We start from the raw sequence: 14,145 nt of genomic DNA on the forward strand, positions 1-14,145 counted from the left end.
GTGGGGTGCACGACCACCTCGATCCGGTCGAACGGGATGCCGAACAGCAGGTGCGCCTCGATCACCTCGAGGCCCTTGTTGACCAGCGTCGCGGAGTTGATCGTGATGACCGGGCCCATGTCCCAGGTGGGGTGCGCGAGCGCCTCCTGCGGCGTCACGCCGGCCAGCTCCGCGCGGCTGCGGCCCCGGAACGGCCCCCCGCTCGCGGTGAGCACGAGCCGGCGTACCTCCCCGGCGGCCCCGGCCCGCAGGCACTGCGCCAAGGCGCTGTGCTCGGAGTCGACGGCGACGATCTGTCCCGGCTTGGCGCGCTCGAGGACCAGCGGGCCGCCCATGATGAGCGACTCCTTGTTGGCCAGCGCCAGCGTCGTCCCCGCCTCGAGCGCGGCCAGCGTGGGGCGCAGGCCGACCGCTCCGGTGATGCCGTTGAGGACGACGTCGCACGGCTGCCCGGCGGCCTCGGTCGACGCCTCCTCACCGAGGCCTGAGAAGGCCGGCGCGAACTCCGCCACCTGGGCGGCGAAGAGGTCGGGGTTGCTGCCGCCCGCGGTCAGGCCGACGACCCGGAACCGGTCCGGGTTGCTGCGGACGATGTCGAGGGCCTGGGTCCCGATCGAGCCGGTCGACCCGAGGATGACCACGTCGCGCCTCACAGGGGCCATCCTCCCAGGCTGGGTGGCCGGAGTTCTTGACGCGTGTCAACTCGTCCGGTTCGATGCCAGGCATGCCTGACTCCCTCGACCGCCCGTTCGACACCGTCATCTCCGGAGGCCGCTGGTTCGACGGCACCGGAGCGCCCTCGGCGGTGCGGCACCTCGGGATCCGCGACGGCCGGGTCGTGACCGTGTCCCCCGAGCCGCTAGACACCACCGGCTGCCCGGAGGTGGTGGACGCAACCGGGAAGTGGGTGCTGCCGGGGATGGTGGACATCCACACCCACTACGACGTCGAGGTCCTGGAGGGGCCGGCGCTCGAGGAGTCGGTGCGCCACGGCGTCACGACCACCTTCCTCGGCTCGTGCTCGCTGTCCACCGTCCACGTCGGCGGCGTCGACGCGGGCGACCTGTTCGGTCGGGTCGAGGCCATCCCGCGGCGCCACGTCATCGACGCCGTCGACAAGCACAAGACCTGGACCACGGCCGACGAGTACGTCGCGGCGCTGGAGTCGCTTCCCCTCGGGCCCAACCTGGCGGCGTTCATCGGGCACTCCGACATGCGCACCGCGACGATGGGGCTGGACCGGGCGACCCGCAAGGAGGTCACGCCCACCCGCGCCGAGCAGGCCCGGATGGAGGAGATGCTGCGCGAGGCGCTCGACGCCGGGTTCGTCGGCATGTCGGCCCAGCAGCTGCTCTTCGACAAGCTCGACGGGGACGTCTGCCGCTCCCGGACGCTGCCGTCGACGTACGCCAGGCGGCGCGAGCTCAAGCCCCTGCGGGACCTGCTGCGCGCCCGGGGCCGCGCGCTCCAGGCCGGTCCGGACGTGAAGCGCCCGCAGTCGCTGGTCACGCAGGCGTTCGGCTCCATCGGCCGCCGGCGGCCGCCGTTGAAGACGTCGCTGCTCTCGGCGGCGGACATCAAGGCGATCCCGTTCGTCATCCACCTGATGGGCGGGATGGCCAAGGCGGTCAACCGGCTCGGCGGCGACTTCCGCTTCCAGCACCTGCCGGTGCCGTTCGAGGTCTACGCCGACGGCATCGACCTGGTGATCTTCGAGGAGTTCGGGGCCGGCGCCGCCGCCCTCCACCTGCAGGAGAAGATCGCCCGCGACGACCTGCTCCGCGACCCGGCGTACCGCGCGCGGTTCCGCAAGGACTACGAGTCGAAGTACGGGCCGCGGGTCTGGCACCGGGACTTCTTCGACGCCGAGATCGTCGCCTGCCCGGACTCGTCGGTGGTCGGCAGGTCGTTCGGTGAGGTCGGCGTCTCGCGCGGCACCCCGGGCTCCCCCGTCCACCCCGTCGACGCGTTCCTCGACCTCGTGCTCGAGCACGGGACCGCACTGCGCTGGCGCACGACCATCTCCAACCACCGCCCGACGGTGCTGCGGAAGATGGCGCAGAACCCGGGCATCCAGATGGGCTTCTCCGACGCCGGCGCGCACCTGCGCAACATGGCCTTCTACAACTTCGGGCTGCGGCTGCTCAAGCACGTCGTCTCCGAGGAGAAGGCCGGCCGGCCGTTCCTCACCGTCGAGCAGGCCGTGCACCGGCTCACCGGCGAGCTCGCGGACTGGTACTCCCTCGACGCCGGGCACCTGCGCGTCGGCGACCGTGCGGACCTGTTCCTGGTCGACCCGGCCCGGCTGAACTCGTCGCTGGAGGAGTACGCCGAGGCACCGGTCGACGCCTACGACGGCCTGTCGCGGATGGTCAACCGCAACGACGCGACCGTGCCGCTGGTCATGGTCGGCGGCCGGACCGTCTGGCGGGACGGCGCGGCGAGCCCGCTGCTCGGCCACGAGCGGACCGGCGTGTTCCTGCGGGCCGGCCAGCCTGCGCCGGCGTACCGCGCCTCGACCTCTGCCCCGGCGGAGTCCGCAGCCCTACTGTGACCCCATGACCACGACCGATGCCGCACCCGCCAGCACGACGAGCGGCGGGCCGGGCCTGCCGCAGGAGCGGCGCCTGGTCACCGAGATCCCGGGCCCGCTGTCGCAGGAGAAGCTGGCCCGCAAGAAGGAGCACGTCGCCGACGGCGTCGGCACGATGCTCCCGGTCTTCGTCCAGGCGGCCGGCGGCGGCGTCATCGTCGACGTCGACGGCAACAGCCTCATCGACCTCGGTTCGGGCATCGCGGTCACCAGCGTCGGCAACGCCGCCCCGTCGGTCGTGCGCCGAGCGCAGGAGCAGCTCGCGGCGTTCACGCACACCTGCTTCATGATCACGCCGTACGACGGCTACGTGGACGTCTGCGCCACGCTGGCCGAGGTCACGCCGGGAGACCACCCCAAGAAGAGCGCGTTGTTCAACTCCGGCGCCGAAGCCGTCGAGAACGCCGTCAAGATCGCCCGGGTCGCGACCGGGCGGGACGCGGTGGCCGTGTTCGACCACGCCTACCACGGGCGCACCAACCTGACGATGGCGATGACGTCGAAGAACATGCCGTACAAGGACGGGTTCGGGCCGTTCGCGGGCGAGGTCTACCGGGCCCCGATGTCCTACCCGCTCCGCGACGGCCTCAGCGGCGAGCAGGCCGCGGCGCGCGCGATCGACGTCCTGGACAAGCAGGTGGGCGCGGGCAACCTCGCCTGCGTCGCCATCGAGCCGATCCAGGGCGAGGGCGGCTTCGTGGTGCCGGCGCCCGGGTTCCTTCCCGCTGTCGCCGAGTGGTGCACGGCCAACGGCGTCCTGTTCCTCGCCGACGAGATCCAGACCGGTTTCTGCCGCACCGGCGACTGGTTCGCCAGCGACCACGAGGGCGTGGTCCCCGACCTCATCACGACCGCCAAGGGCATCGCGGGCGGTCTGCCGCTGGCCGCGGTGACCGGCCGGGCCGAGATCATGGACGCCGTGCACGTGGGCGGTCTGGGCGGCACGTACGGCGGCAACCCGGTCGCCTGCGCCGCGGCACTCGGTGCGCTCGAGGAGATCCGCACCCACGACCTGACCGGCCGGGCCCGCGCGATCGGCGCCCGGATGGACTCCCACCTCCAGGCCCTCGCCGAGTCCCACCCGGTGATCGCCGAGGTCCGCGGCCGCGGCGCGATGATGGCGATCGAGCTCTGCACACCCGGTTCCATCACGCCGGACGCCGCGAGAGCGGCAGCCGTCTCGGCGTACTGCCACTCCCAGGGTGTCGTCACGCTCACCTGCGGCACCTGGGGCAACGTCTTCCGCTTCCTCCCGCCCCTGTCGATCTCCGACGACCTCCTCGACGAGGCGTTCGGCGTCGTCGCCGAGGGATTCGCGGTCACCGCGTGAGCGAGCGCACCCCCGAGGAGGCGGTCCGCGGTCTCTGGGCCGTGCTCAACGACCGCGACTACGACGGCATCGCCGACTGGGTCACCGAGGACTGCATCTACTACGACGTGCCGCTCGGCCCGGCGTTCAGCGCTCGCGGGCCGGTCGACATCGCCAAGCGGCTGCGGGTCGGCTGGGGCGAGCTGGCGGCCTACGAGAACCACGACGGCACGCTGGTCGCGGACGGCGAGGACGTCCTCTACGAGCACTCCGAGACCTGGACGTTCACGACCGGCGAGGTCCTGCACCTGCCGTTCGCGACCGTGCACAAGGTCCGCGACGGCCGCGTGTCGCTGTGGCGCGACTACTGGGACTACAGCGCCCTGACCAGCGCGGCACCGCAGGAGTGGCAGGACGGGCTGCTCACCGCGGACACGTCCTGGCTCTACGACGCGACCGGCGAGGTCTGACGGCCGGTGCGTCGGCGCTCCCCCCACGGGCGCAGACACACCGGCCGACCATCCCGAGCTATACCGAGAGCTCCTGCATCCCCCACGGACTGCCGTAGGCGGTCAGGAGATCGAGGAACGGCACGGCGTCGAAGGCCTCGGGACCCAGGACCCCGGCGCCCTGCCAGGTCCCGGTCGCGAGCAGCTCGAGCGCCACGACGGGGTTGACGGCGGTCTGCCAGACGACGCACTGGTGGCCGTACTCGGCCATCGCCCACTCGTTGTCGACCACGTGGTAGAGGTACGTCGAGCGCGGAGCGCCGTCCTTGCCCGTGCCGGTCACCCACAGGCCGGCGCAGGTCTTGCCGGTCATCCGCGGCCCGACGGTGGCCGGGTCGGGCAGCACGGCGGCGACGACGTCGCGGGGGCTGACCTCGACGCCCTTGACCTTCACCTTCTCGGTGCGGTCGAGACCGAGCGTGTGCAGCACCTTGAGGATGTTGATGAACTCGTCGCCGAGGCCGTACTTGAACGTCGCCCGCTTGCAGTCGACCCAGCGCGGCATCAGGAGCACCTCCTCGTGCTCCACGTTGACGCACTCGACCGGCCCGATCCCCTCGGGGAAGTCGAAGACCTCCGGCTCGCTGAACGGCGGCGTCGTGAACCACTCGCCGTCCTGCCAGATCACCGGCGGGTTGAGGCACTCCTCGATCGTGGTCCACATCGAGAACGACGGCGCGAAGATCTCGTTGCCGTCGTCGTCGGTGACCACCAGGTTGGCGCCGTCGCGGGTGCCGAGCTCGTCGATCTCGGAGAACAGGTGGTCGGCGGCGTAGCGGGCGAAGACGTCGGACAGCCCGGGTTCGACGCCGATCCCGACCAGGGCGAGGCGGCCGGCCGACTCCCACTCGTCCGCGACCGCGAACTGCTCGTCGCCGAGCTTGACCCCGGTCTTCGAGTACGGCGCCTCGGGGTGCGGCTTGGACAGCGACATCGCCATGTCCAGGTAGTCGGCGCCGGCCGCGAACGCCCCCTCGAAGATCGGCATGTTGAAGACCGGGTCGACGGCGTTCATCACGTGGGTGATGCCGTGCTCGCGGCAGAGCGCGGTGACCGACTCCGCGGACGAGGCGTCGATCTGCGCGGCGACGTACCTGTCGTCGGTGGCGGCGGCCCGCTCGGCACGCGCCGGGTCGTAGTCCGCGACCACGATGGTCTCGAAGAAGTCGCGCCGGGCCGCGATCGCCGTGAAGGCACCCCCGACACCACCGGCACCGACCAGCAGGATCCGCATCGAGTCACTCACCGATGTAGCTCATGACGTGCTTGATCCGCGTGTAGTCCTCGAGCCCGTACATCGACAGGTCCTTGCCGTAGCCCGAGTGCTTGAAGCCGCCGTGCGGCATCTCCGAGACGAACGGGATGTGGGTGTTGATCCAGACCACGCCGAAGTCGAGCTTGCGCGAGATCCGCATCGCCCGGGCGTGGTCCTTGGTCCAGACGCTCGAGGACAGGCCGTACTCGACGCCGTTGGCCCAGCGCAGCGCCTCGGCCTCGTCGCTGAACTTCTGGACGGTCATCACGGGACCGAAGATCTCGTCCTGGATCTGCTCGTCGTCCTGCTTGAGGCCGGACAGCACGGTGGGCTCGTAGAAGTAGCCCTTGTCGCCGTGCCGGGCGGCACCCGTCTCGACGTTGGCGTGGTCCGGCAGCCGGTCGACCATGCCGGAGACCTTGTCGAACTGGCCCTGGCTGTTGAGCGGGCCGTAGTAGGTGTCCTCGCTGTCGGGTGCGCCGGTCGGCATGCCCTTGGCCGCCTCGGTCAGGGCCGCGACGAACTCGTCGTGGATGCCCGGGCCGGCGAGCACCCTGGTCGCGGCCGTGCAGTCCTGGCCCGCGTTGAAGAGCCCGGCGCCGGCGATGCCCTCGGCGGCCTTCTCGATGTCGGCGTCGTCGAACACGATGACCGGCGCCTTGCCGCCGAGCTCGAGGTGCACCCGCTTGAGGTCAGCGGAGGCGGCCTCGGCGACCTCCATGCCGGCCCGCACGGAGCCGGTGATCGCGACCATCTGGGGCGTCTTGTGCGAGACGAGGGCGCGGCCCGTGTCCCGGTCGCCGCAGACCACGTTGAGCACACCGGGGGGCAGGAACTCCTGGCACAGCTCGGCCAGCAGCGTCGAGCTCGCGGGGGTGGTGTCGCTGGGCTTGAGGACGACGGTGTTGCCCGCCGCGAGCGCGGGGGCGATCTTCCAGATCATCATCATCAGCGGGTAGTTCCACGGCGTCACCTGGCCGACCACCCCGATCGGCTCCCGGCGGACCCACGAGGTGTGGTCGGCCATGTACTCACCGGCCGACCGGCCCTCGAGGATGCGGGCGGCACCGGCGAAGAAGCGGAAGTGGTCGGAGGCGTAGGGCATCTCCTCGGACATGGTCAGGTGCAGCGGCTTGCCGGTGTCCTTGGACTCCACCGCGTTGAGCTCCTCTGCCCTGGCCTCGATCGCGTCGGCGATCTTCAGCAGCGCGGCGGCCCGGTCCTGCGGGGTCGAGTCGACCCAGGTCTCGAAGGCGGTCGCGGCCGCGGCGTAGGCACGGTCCACGTCCTCGGCGCCCGACATCGGTGCCTGGGCGTAGACCTCGCCGGTGGTGGGGTCGATGACGTCGTAGGTCTCGCCGGAGACGGCGTCCACGAGCTCGCCGTTGACGACGTTCTTGAAGGACTGGTCGGCCATGGGTGGAGCCTAGGCACCCCGCGACGGAATCGGTAGGCCTGGTGCCGTTTCTGACACGGAATTCGTCGTCAGACCCGGAAGACAGGGTCCCCATCGACCCACGTGGACGTCACTCGGGCCGCTCCCACCTCGTCGGCCGGGTCCGCGAAGGGGTCCCGGTCGAGCACGACGAGGTCGGCCACGGCGCCGGCCCGGACCACCCCGGCGTCGTCACGGTGGTTGGCCCAGGCGCTGCCCGACGTGTACGCCGCGAAGGCGACCTCGAGGGGGATCGCCTGCTCGGGCAGGAACGGGTCGGTGCCCGCCCGGCCGGTCTCGCCGTACGCCGTGCGGGTGACCGCGGTGTGGATCGCGGCGAGGGGGTCGGGCGTCGACACCGGCCAGTCGCTCCCGGCCACCAGCCGCGCGCCGGCGCCGTACAGGTCGCCGAAGGGGTACTGCCAGCGGGACCGCCCCTCGCCCAGGAACGGGATCGTCAGCTCGGTCATCTGGTCGTCGTGGATCGCCCACAGCATCTGCAGGTTGGCCGCGACACCCAGCTCGGCGAACCGCGGAACGTCGTCGGGGTGGACCAGCTGCAGGTGCGCGACGTGGTGCCGCCGGGCCGGGTCAGTGCCCGCCATCGCGTCGAGGGTCTCGCGCACGCCGCGGTCGCCGATGGCGTGCACATGGACCTGGAAGCCGGCCGCGTCCAGGGCCCGGACGGCGTCCCGGAGCGCCGCCGCCTCGACGAACGAGTGCCCGCGGTTGTCGGTGGCGTGGCCGCACCGGTCGAGGTAGGGCTCGAGCATCGCGGCCGTCCCGTTCTCCGCCACCCCGTCCTGCATGATCTTGACCGTCGTCGCCCGGAACCGCCCGCCGGTGAGCGCCTCGCGACGACCCACCAGGTCCTCGACCTGCTCCGCGCCCAGCCGCCGGTCCCACCACAGCGCTCCGACCACGTGCGACCGGAGCTCACCGCTCCCGGCCGCGTCCACGTAGGTCGACGCGGGGTCGTCCATGCCGGAGTAGGACCCGACGATGGCGTCCTGCCAGCTGGTGACGCCGAGCGAGTGCAGGTAGGCCTGACCGGCCAGCAGCGCAGCGCGGTAGTCCGCCCCGGTGGTTCGGGGCAGGTGCCGGGAGACGAGCGACGTGGCGCCCTCGTGCAGCGTCCCGGTCGGGTGGCCGTCGGCGTCCCGCTCGACCCGGCCGTCCGGCGGGTCCGGCGTCTCCCTGGTGATGCCGGCCAGCTCCAGCGCGCGGGAGTTGACCCAGGCGCCGTGGTGGTCGCGGTTGGGCAGGAAGACCGGCCGGTCCGGCACGACGGCGTCGAGGTCGCTCGCCAGGGGCGTCCCGCCCGGGAACGCCGGCATCGCCCAGCCGCCGCCGAGGACCCACTCGCGGTCCGGGTGCGCGGCGGCGTACGCCCTGATCGCGGCGAGGTAGTCCTCGCGGGTGCTGTGCCCGGACAGGTCGCAGCGCAGCCGCTCCAGCCCACCCTGGATCGGGTGCACGTGCGCGTCGGTGAAGCCCGGTGCCACCAGGCCCTCCACGTCGACGACCTGGGCTCCGGTCGCGGCGAGGTCCGCACCGACCGCCTGCACCCGCCCGTCCCCGACCAGCACGTCGGCACGCCCGAGGTAGCGATGCCCGTCGAACACGGTGCCGCCGCGGAAGAGCGTCGAGGTCCCCCGGGTCGCGCCATCCATGAGCACTTCCTACCAGCCGCGGGGGTCGGACCTACGGATTCCGCATGATTCCCGCGAATGCTCCACGGATCCGTTCGTATGGACTTGCTTCTGCGGAGCAGGAGGGCGCACGATGGGGGGCATGGCCTACGACCACGCCCAGCTGCAGAAGTCCGCCCACGACCACCTGTGGATGCACTTCGCCCGGCACACGGACGCCGACATCCCGGTCATCGTCCGGGGCGACGGCGTCTACATCTACGACGACCAGGGCAAGCGCTACCTCGACGCGCTGGCGGGCCTGTTCGTGAGCCAGCTCGGCCATGGCCGCACCGACCTCGCCGAGGCCGCGGCCGCCCAGGCCAAGGAGCTGGCCTTCATGCCGCTGTGGTCCTACGCCCACCCCCAGGCGATCAAGCTCGCCGAGCGGGTCGCCGGCTACGCGCCGGGAGACCTCAACCGGGTCTTCTTCACCAGTGGCGGCGGCGAGGCCGTCGAGACCGCGTGGAAGCTCGCGAAGAACTACTTCAAGCTCACCGGCAAGCCGATGAAGCACAAGGTCATCAGCCGGTCGATCGCCTACCACGGCACCACGCAGGGCGCCCTGTCGATCACGGGTCTGCCGGGCCTCAAGCAGCAGTTCGAACCGCTCGTGCCCTCGACGTTCCGGGTGCCCAACACCAACTTCTACCGGGCCCCCGAGCGCGCCGACGACCTGGAGGCCTTCGGTCGCTGGGCCGCCGACCAGATCGCGGTGGCGATCGAGAACGAGGGCCCGGACACGGTCGCCGCGGTCTTCCTCGAGCCGGTCCAGAACGCCGGCGGCTGCTTCCCGCCGCCGCCCGGCTACTTCCAGCGGGTCCGCGAGATCTGCGACGAGTACGACGTCCTGCTGGTCTCCGACGAGGTGATCTGCGCGTTCGGCCGGCTCGGCTACATGTTCGGCGCCGAGCGGTTCGGCTACCAGCCGGACATGATCACCTGCGCCAAGGGCCTGACCTCGGGCTACGCGCCGCTGGGCGCGATGATCGCGACCGACCGGCTGATGGAGCCGTTCCTGCGCGACGGCAACGCCTTCCTGCACGGCTACACCTTCGGCGGTCACCCGGTCTCCACCGCGGTGGCCAACGCCAACCTCGACGCGTTCGAGAACGAGGGCATCCTCGACAACGTCCGCGCCAACGAGGACGCGTTCCGGGCCACCCTCGAGCGGCTCCTCGACCTGCCGATCGTCGGCGACGTGCGCGGTGAGGGCTATTTCTTCGGCATCGAGCTCGTGAAGGACAAGGCGACCAAGGAGACCTTCAGCGCCGAGGAGTGCGAGCGGATCCTGTTCGGCTTCGTCTCCAAGCAGCTCTACGCCGAGGGCCTCTACTGCCGCGCCGACGACCGTGGCGACCCGGTCGTCCAGCTCGCTCCCCCGCTGATCTGCACCCAGGAGCACTTCGACGAGATGGAGCAGATCCTCCGGGTCGTGCTGGACAAGGCCGGCAGCCTCATCTGACGAGCGGGGCTCACCGAGCCACTAGCCTCGCGGCGTGAAGTACGCCGTCATCGCCCCGACCGCCGCCGGCACGACCGCGGACCCGGGGTGGATGTCCGCCTGGGTACGGCACGTCGAGGCCTGCGGCTTCGAGTCGGTCGTGGTCGTCGAGCACGCGGTGGTGGTGCGCGGCTACGAGAGCACCTACCCCTACGACCCGTCGGGCCGGATGGACCTCCCCGACGGCGTCGACGTCCCGGACCCACTGGACCTGCTGGCGTTCCTCGCCGGCCACACGACCACCCTCGGTCTCGCCACCGGGGTCCTGGTGCTGCCCAACCACCACCCGGTGGTCCTGGCGAAGCGGGTCGCGACCCTCGACGCGCTCTCCGGCGGGCGGGTGCGGCTGTGCGTCGGCATGGGCTGGATGCGCGAGGAGATCGAGGCCTGCGGCGTCGACTTCGAGTCCCGCGGCCGGCGCGCGGACGAGCAGCTCGCGGTGCTGCGTGCGCTGTGGGCGGGTGACCACGAGGGCGTCGACCACCACGGCGAGTTCTTCTCCTTCGACCGGGCGGTCTGCCGGCCGCGGCCCGCGCAGGCCGGCGGCGTACCCATCCACGTCGGCGGGCACTCGGTGGCCGCAGCGCGGCGGGCCGGCCGGCTCGGCGACGGGCTGCAGCCGCTCGGAGTCGCGGGCGACGACCTGGCCGGGCTGGTGGGCGTGATGCGCGACGCGGCCGTCGCGGCCGGCCGCGACGCCGACGCGCTCGAGCTCTCGCTCGGCCACCTCGTCACCCGCATCGACGCCCCGCGCGCCGAGCGGCTCGCGGAGCAGGGTGCCTCGCGGGTCGTGCTGGCCGCCTCCGCCGCCGCGGACCTCGAGCAGGCCAAGGACGAGCTCTCCGCCTGCGCGGAGAGGCTGGGCCTGGCGTGACGCCCACCGAGCTGGCGCTGGCCTACGCGGCGTACGTCGACGCCGCGGACGTCGACGGTCTGATCGGGCTGTTCACGCCGGACTGCGTCCTCGTCGTCCCCGATCCCCCGACACGCCTCGACCCGGTGGTCGAGCACCGCGGCGCCGCAGGCGTACGCGCGGCGCTCGCCCCGCTGGCGTCGTTCGCGTCGACCCGGCACGAGGTGGGCTCGGCAGAGGTGGACGGGTCCGCCGGTGTCGTCCTCGGGACCGCACACCACGTCCTCGAGGACGGGACCGACCTCCGCTGGGAGGTGCGCTACGACGACGAGTACCGCCGGCACGGCGACGGTTGGCTGATCGCCCGGCGCGCCGTGACCGCGCTCTCGATCGAGAGGATCCGGCCATGACCGAGGACGCAGGGCCGCGGCGCGTCTGCGTGGTGACCGGAGGCGTGCACGGCATCGGCGGTGCGGTCAGCCGGCGGCTCGCCGCGGACGGCGACCGGGTCGTCGTGGTCGACCTCGACGAGTCCGCCGACGTGGTCGGTGACGTCACCGACCCGTCGACCGTCGCCCGGCTGGTGGAGGTCGTCGACGGGCTCGGGCGGCTCGACGTGCTCGTCAACAACGTCGGCGACTTCCGGCCCGCGTCCAAGACGTTCCTCGACAGCACGCCCGGGCAGTGGCAGCGGCTCTACGAGCTCAACCTCGGGCACGTCCTGTCGGTGACGCACGCCCTGCTGCCCCGGATGGTCGCGCAGGGACACGGCGCCATCGTCAACAACTCGACCGTCGAGGCGTTCCGCGGCATCCCGGGTCACGCCGTCTACTCCGGTTTCAACGCCGCGGTCTCGGCGTTCACCAAGAGTCTCGCGGTCGAGGTCGGCCGGCACGGCGTCCGGGTCAACGCGATCGCGCCCGACCTCGCGGACACCGACCAGACCCCGGCGGCCGCGATGCTGCGCGGCCGCGACCCGGCGTCGGTGCCGTTGTGGGTGCCGCTCGGCCGGTTCGGCCGGCCGGAGGACTACGCCGAGGTCGTCGCGTTCCTCGCCTCGGACGCCGCCCGGTTCGTGACCGGCCAGACCCTGCCGGTCGACGGCGGCACCCTGGCCGCGTCGGGCTGGTACGCCCGTGAGGACGGCAAGGGCTGGACGAACATGCCCGACCACCCGTAGGCATGGGGAATGGGACGTGACCCGAACATCCCCGACGCGTTCGACGTCTACACCGTCGTCGTCCTGCGCCGACCCACCGATGCGCCCGACCTGCCTGAGGACGAGCTCGACGCGCTCCAGTCGGCACACCTGGCCTACCGCGCGGAGCTGCGGCAGCAGGGGCTGATCGTCGCGAACGGGCCGTTCGGCGAGCAGAGCGACGAGTGCTACCGCGGGATGTCGGTCTTCGCCTGCTCACCCCAGGAGGCCGCCCGGCTGTCCGACGGCGACCCGTCGGTGGTCGCCGGACGCCTGGCGTACGACGTCATGGAGTGGTGGGTCGCCGCCGACTCGCTCGCCTTCCCGCAGGCCGTGCGTCCCGTCGGCGACCGCCGGGCGATGCCCGACTGAGCTCCGACCGTTGGTGACCGCCTCGGTGCAGCCCCACCGCGCGGGCTGGGACAAGCCACCAACCGTTCACAGCGGGAGGCGATGAGCGCTTCTCCACAGACCCGCGGACGGTGTCCGTGCTCGCGGATGAAGTGGAGCCATGACCGCACTCACCCAGCACCCGCACCCTGTCGCCAGGGCGGTGGCCTCGACGCGTGCGGAGCTGGCCGAGGTGGCCACCACACCGTTGTGGTCGATGGACGCCTCGCAGACGGCGGCGACCCTCGCCGAGGTCGAGGCCGGCGAGGCGCAGCTGCGGGCGCTGAAGAGCCGGCTCCTGACCCACGCCGAGACCGTCGACCTCCCGGCCCGGTCGGGTGCGGCCTCGACGGCGAACTGGTTGGCCCACCGGCAGCGGCTCACCCGCCGCGAGGCGCACCGGCAGACCCGGTTCGCCAAGGCACTCGAGACGCACGACCACACCCGTTCCGCACTCGCCGAAGGCCGGGTCAACCTGGAACAGGCCGAGGCCATCCTCCGCGGCCTCGAGACCCTGCCCGATGACCTCGATCCCGATCTCCTGGTTCGCGCCGAGGAGCACCTGGCCGAGCTCGCGCGGGACCTCGACGCGAAGGCCCTGAAGAACGTCGCTCGGACGATCCTCGAGGTCGTCGCACCCGACATCGCCGACGAGCACCTCGCCAGGCAGCTGGAGAGGGAGGAGCGCGACGCGGCTGCCGCGGCTCGGTTCTCCATGTGGGAGGACGGCCACGGCAAGGTCCACGGCAGGTTCACACTCGACGCCTTCACCGGCGCCTGCCTCACGAAGGCCCTGTTCGGACTCGCGGCCCCCAAGCACCGCGCCAGCCAGGGCCCGCTCGGGGAGCGCAAGCCCACTCCCGAACGGCTCGGCCAAGCGTTCATGGAGCTGGTCCAGCGCTATCCCGCGGACAAGCTCCCACACGCCGGCGGCCTCAACGCCACCATCGTCGTCCTCATGGACCTGGACACGCTCCTGGGCGGCCTCAAGGCCGCCAAGCTCGACACCGGCGTGACCATCTCCCCCGCCCTGGCCCGGCGCCTGGCCTGCGAGGCCGGCATCATCCCGGCCGTTCTCGGCGGCAAGTCCGAGGTCCTCGACCTCGGCCGCTCCCGTCGCTTCCACTCCCGTGCCCAACGCCTCGTCGCCACCATCGAGCAGGGCGGCTGCCTCGAGGAAGGCTGCGACGCACCACCCGCGATGACCCAGATGCACCACCCCGACGAGTTCGCGAAGGGAGGTGAGACCAACCGCGACGGCTGGCTGCTCTGCCCCAGCGCCCACCGCCGCGTCCCCGACCCCCGCTACACCCACGCACGCCTACCCACCGGCAAGATCCGCGTCACCCGCCGGGAGGAAGTCGCCCGTGCCGGTGACGAAGAAGCCCCAGCGGTCATCCGTGGCGAT

Annotated in this window: 12 protein-coding genes and 1 pseudogene; 9 read left to right on the plus strand and 4 right to left on the minus strand. The window is 72.0% G+C overall.

The genetic code is table 11. The annotated features are described in order from the left end of the window. A pseudogene (locus tag JHD21_RS14255) lies at nt 1-662 on the minus strand (1-deoxy-D-xylulose-5-phosphate reductoisomerase); the annotation flags it as partial. Nucleotides 663-724: 62 nt separating this feature from the next. Here JHD21_RS14255 and JHD21_RS14260 point away from each other — a divergent pair. Genes JHD21_RS14260 through JHD21_RS14270 form a run of 3 tightly spaced genes read left to right on the plus strand, consistent with a single transcriptional unit; the run spans nt 725 to nt 4,372 of the window. Next, a complete protein-coding gene (locus JHD21_RS14260; RefSeq protein WP_292676529.1) occupies nt 725-2,554 on the plus strand; it encodes an amidohydrolase family protein in 1,830 nt (609 codons plus the stop codon). 4 nt (nt 2,555-2,558) lie between these two features. After that, complete coding sequence (gabT, locus tag JHD21_RS14265; RefSeq protein ID WP_292676531.1) at nt 2,559-3,923, plus strand: 4-aminobutyrate--2-oxoglutarate transaminase; 1,365 nt, start codon at nt 2,559-2,561, stop codon at nt 3,921-3,923. Then, complete coding sequence (locus JHD21_RS14270) at nt 3,920-4,372, plus strand: limonene-1,2-epoxide hydrolase family protein (RefSeq protein WP_292676534.1); 453 nt, start codon at nt 3,920-3,922, stop codon at nt 4,370-4,372. The genes gabT and JHD21_RS14270 overlap by 4 nt, the downstream gene beginning before the upstream one ends. 58 nt (nt 4,373-4,430) lie before the next feature. Here JHD21_RS14270 and JHD21_RS14275 read toward each other — a convergent pair whose 3' ends face one another. The 3 genes from JHD21_RS14275 to JHD21_RS14285 form a co-directional block, all read right to left on the minus strand. Next, the gene (locus tag JHD21_RS14275; protein ID WP_292676536.1) at nt 4,431-5,657 is read right to left on the minus strand and encodes a saccharopine dehydrogenase C-terminal domain-containing protein; all 1,227 of its coding nucleotides are present in this window, start codon (nt 5,655-5,657) and stop codon (nt 4,431-4,433) included. Then, a complete protein-coding gene (locus JHD21_RS14280) occupies nt 5,650-7,083 on the minus strand; it encodes a gamma-aminobutyraldehyde dehydrogenase (RefSeq protein ID WP_292676538.1) in 1,434 nt (477 codons plus the stop codon). The genes JHD21_RS14275 and JHD21_RS14280 overlap by 8 nt, the downstream gene beginning before the upstream one ends. A 68-nt stretch (nt 7,084-7,151) precedes the next feature. Beyond that, complete coding sequence (locus tag JHD21_RS14285) at nt 7,152-8,774, minus strand: amidohydrolase (protein ID WP_292676540.1); 1,623 nt, start codon at nt 8,772-8,774, stop codon at nt 7,152-7,154. Nucleotides 8,775-8,895: 121 nt separating this feature from the next. Here JHD21_RS14285 and JHD21_RS14290 point away from each other — a divergent pair, with 121 nt between their 5' ends. The 6 genes from JHD21_RS14290 to JHD21_RS14315 form a co-directional block, all read left to right on the plus strand. Continuing rightward, a complete protein-coding gene (locus JHD21_RS14290) occupies nt 8,896-10,257 on the plus strand; it encodes an aspartate aminotransferase family protein (RefSeq protein WP_292676542.1) in 1,362 nt (453 codons plus the stop codon). A 34-nt stretch (nt 10,258-10,291) separates the two neighbouring features. Next, on the plus strand, nt 10,292-11,170 hold the full coding sequence (locus JHD21_RS14295; RefSeq protein WP_292676544.1) for an LLM class F420-dependent oxidoreductase: 879 nt from the start codon (nt 10,292-10,294) through the stop codon (nt 11,168-11,170). Beyond that, nucleotides 11,167-11,559 carry a nuclear transport factor 2 family protein gene (locus JHD21_RS14300; protein WP_292676546.1) on the plus strand — a complete coding sequence of 131 codons (393 nt, stop codon included), beginning with the start codon at nt 11,167-11,169 and terminating at the stop codon, nt 11,557-11,559. The genes JHD21_RS14295 and JHD21_RS14300 overlap by 4 nt, the downstream gene beginning before the upstream one ends. After that, a complete protein-coding gene (locus JHD21_RS14305; RefSeq protein WP_292676548.1) occupies nt 11,556-12,329 on the plus strand; it encodes an SDR family NAD(P)-dependent oxidoreductase in 774 nt (257 codons plus the stop codon). Before JHD21_RS14300 ends, JHD21_RS14305 begins: the two co-directional genes overlap by 4 nt. Nucleotides 12,330-12,338: 9 nt before the next feature. After that, the gene (locus tag JHD21_RS14310; protein ID WP_292676550.1) at nt 12,339-12,719 is read left to right on the plus strand and encodes a YciI family protein; all 381 of its coding nucleotides are present in this window, start codon (nt 12,339-12,341) and stop codon (nt 12,717-12,719) included. A 139-nt stretch (nt 12,720-12,858) separates the two neighbouring features. Then, nucleotides 12,859-14,145, plus strand: a 1,287-nt coding sequence (locus JHD21_RS14315) for a DUF222 domain-containing protein (protein ID WP_292676551.1), incomplete at its 3' end; no start/stop codon positions are given.

It is taken from the genome of Nocardioides sp. (genome assembly GCF_016462705.1).
GTDB lineage: Bacteria > Actinomycetota > Actinomycetes > Propionibacteriales > Nocardioidaceae > Nocardioides.

Coding starts and splice junctions, on each gene's coding strand:
- JHD21_RS14285 (WP_292676540.1), bottom strand. CDS start 8,774: ATGGATGGCGCGACCCGGGGGACCTCGACGCTCTTCCGCGGCGGCACC.
- JHD21_RS14305 (WP_292676548.1), top strand. CDS start 11,556: ATGACCGAGGACGCAGGGCCGCGGCGCGTCTGCGTGGTGACCGGAGGC.
- JHD21_RS14280 (WP_292676538.1), bottom strand. CDS start 7,083: ATGGCCGACCAGTCCTTCAAGAACGTCGTCAACGGCGAGCTCGTGGAC.
- gabT (WP_292676531.1), top strand. CDS start 2,559: ATGACCACGACCGATGCCGCACCCGCCAGCACGACGAGCGGCGGGCCG.
- JHD21_RS14290 (WP_292676542.1), top strand. CDS start 8,896: ATGGCCTACGACCACGCCCAGCTGCAGAAGTCCGCCCACGACCACCTG.
- JHD21_RS14310 (WP_292676550.1), top strand. CDS start 12,339: ATGGGACGTGACCCGAACATCCCCGACGCGTTCGACGTCTACACCGTC.
- JHD21_RS14260 (WP_292676529.1), top strand. CDS start 725: ATGCCTGACTCCCTCGACCGCCCGTTCGACACCGTCATCTCCGGAGGC.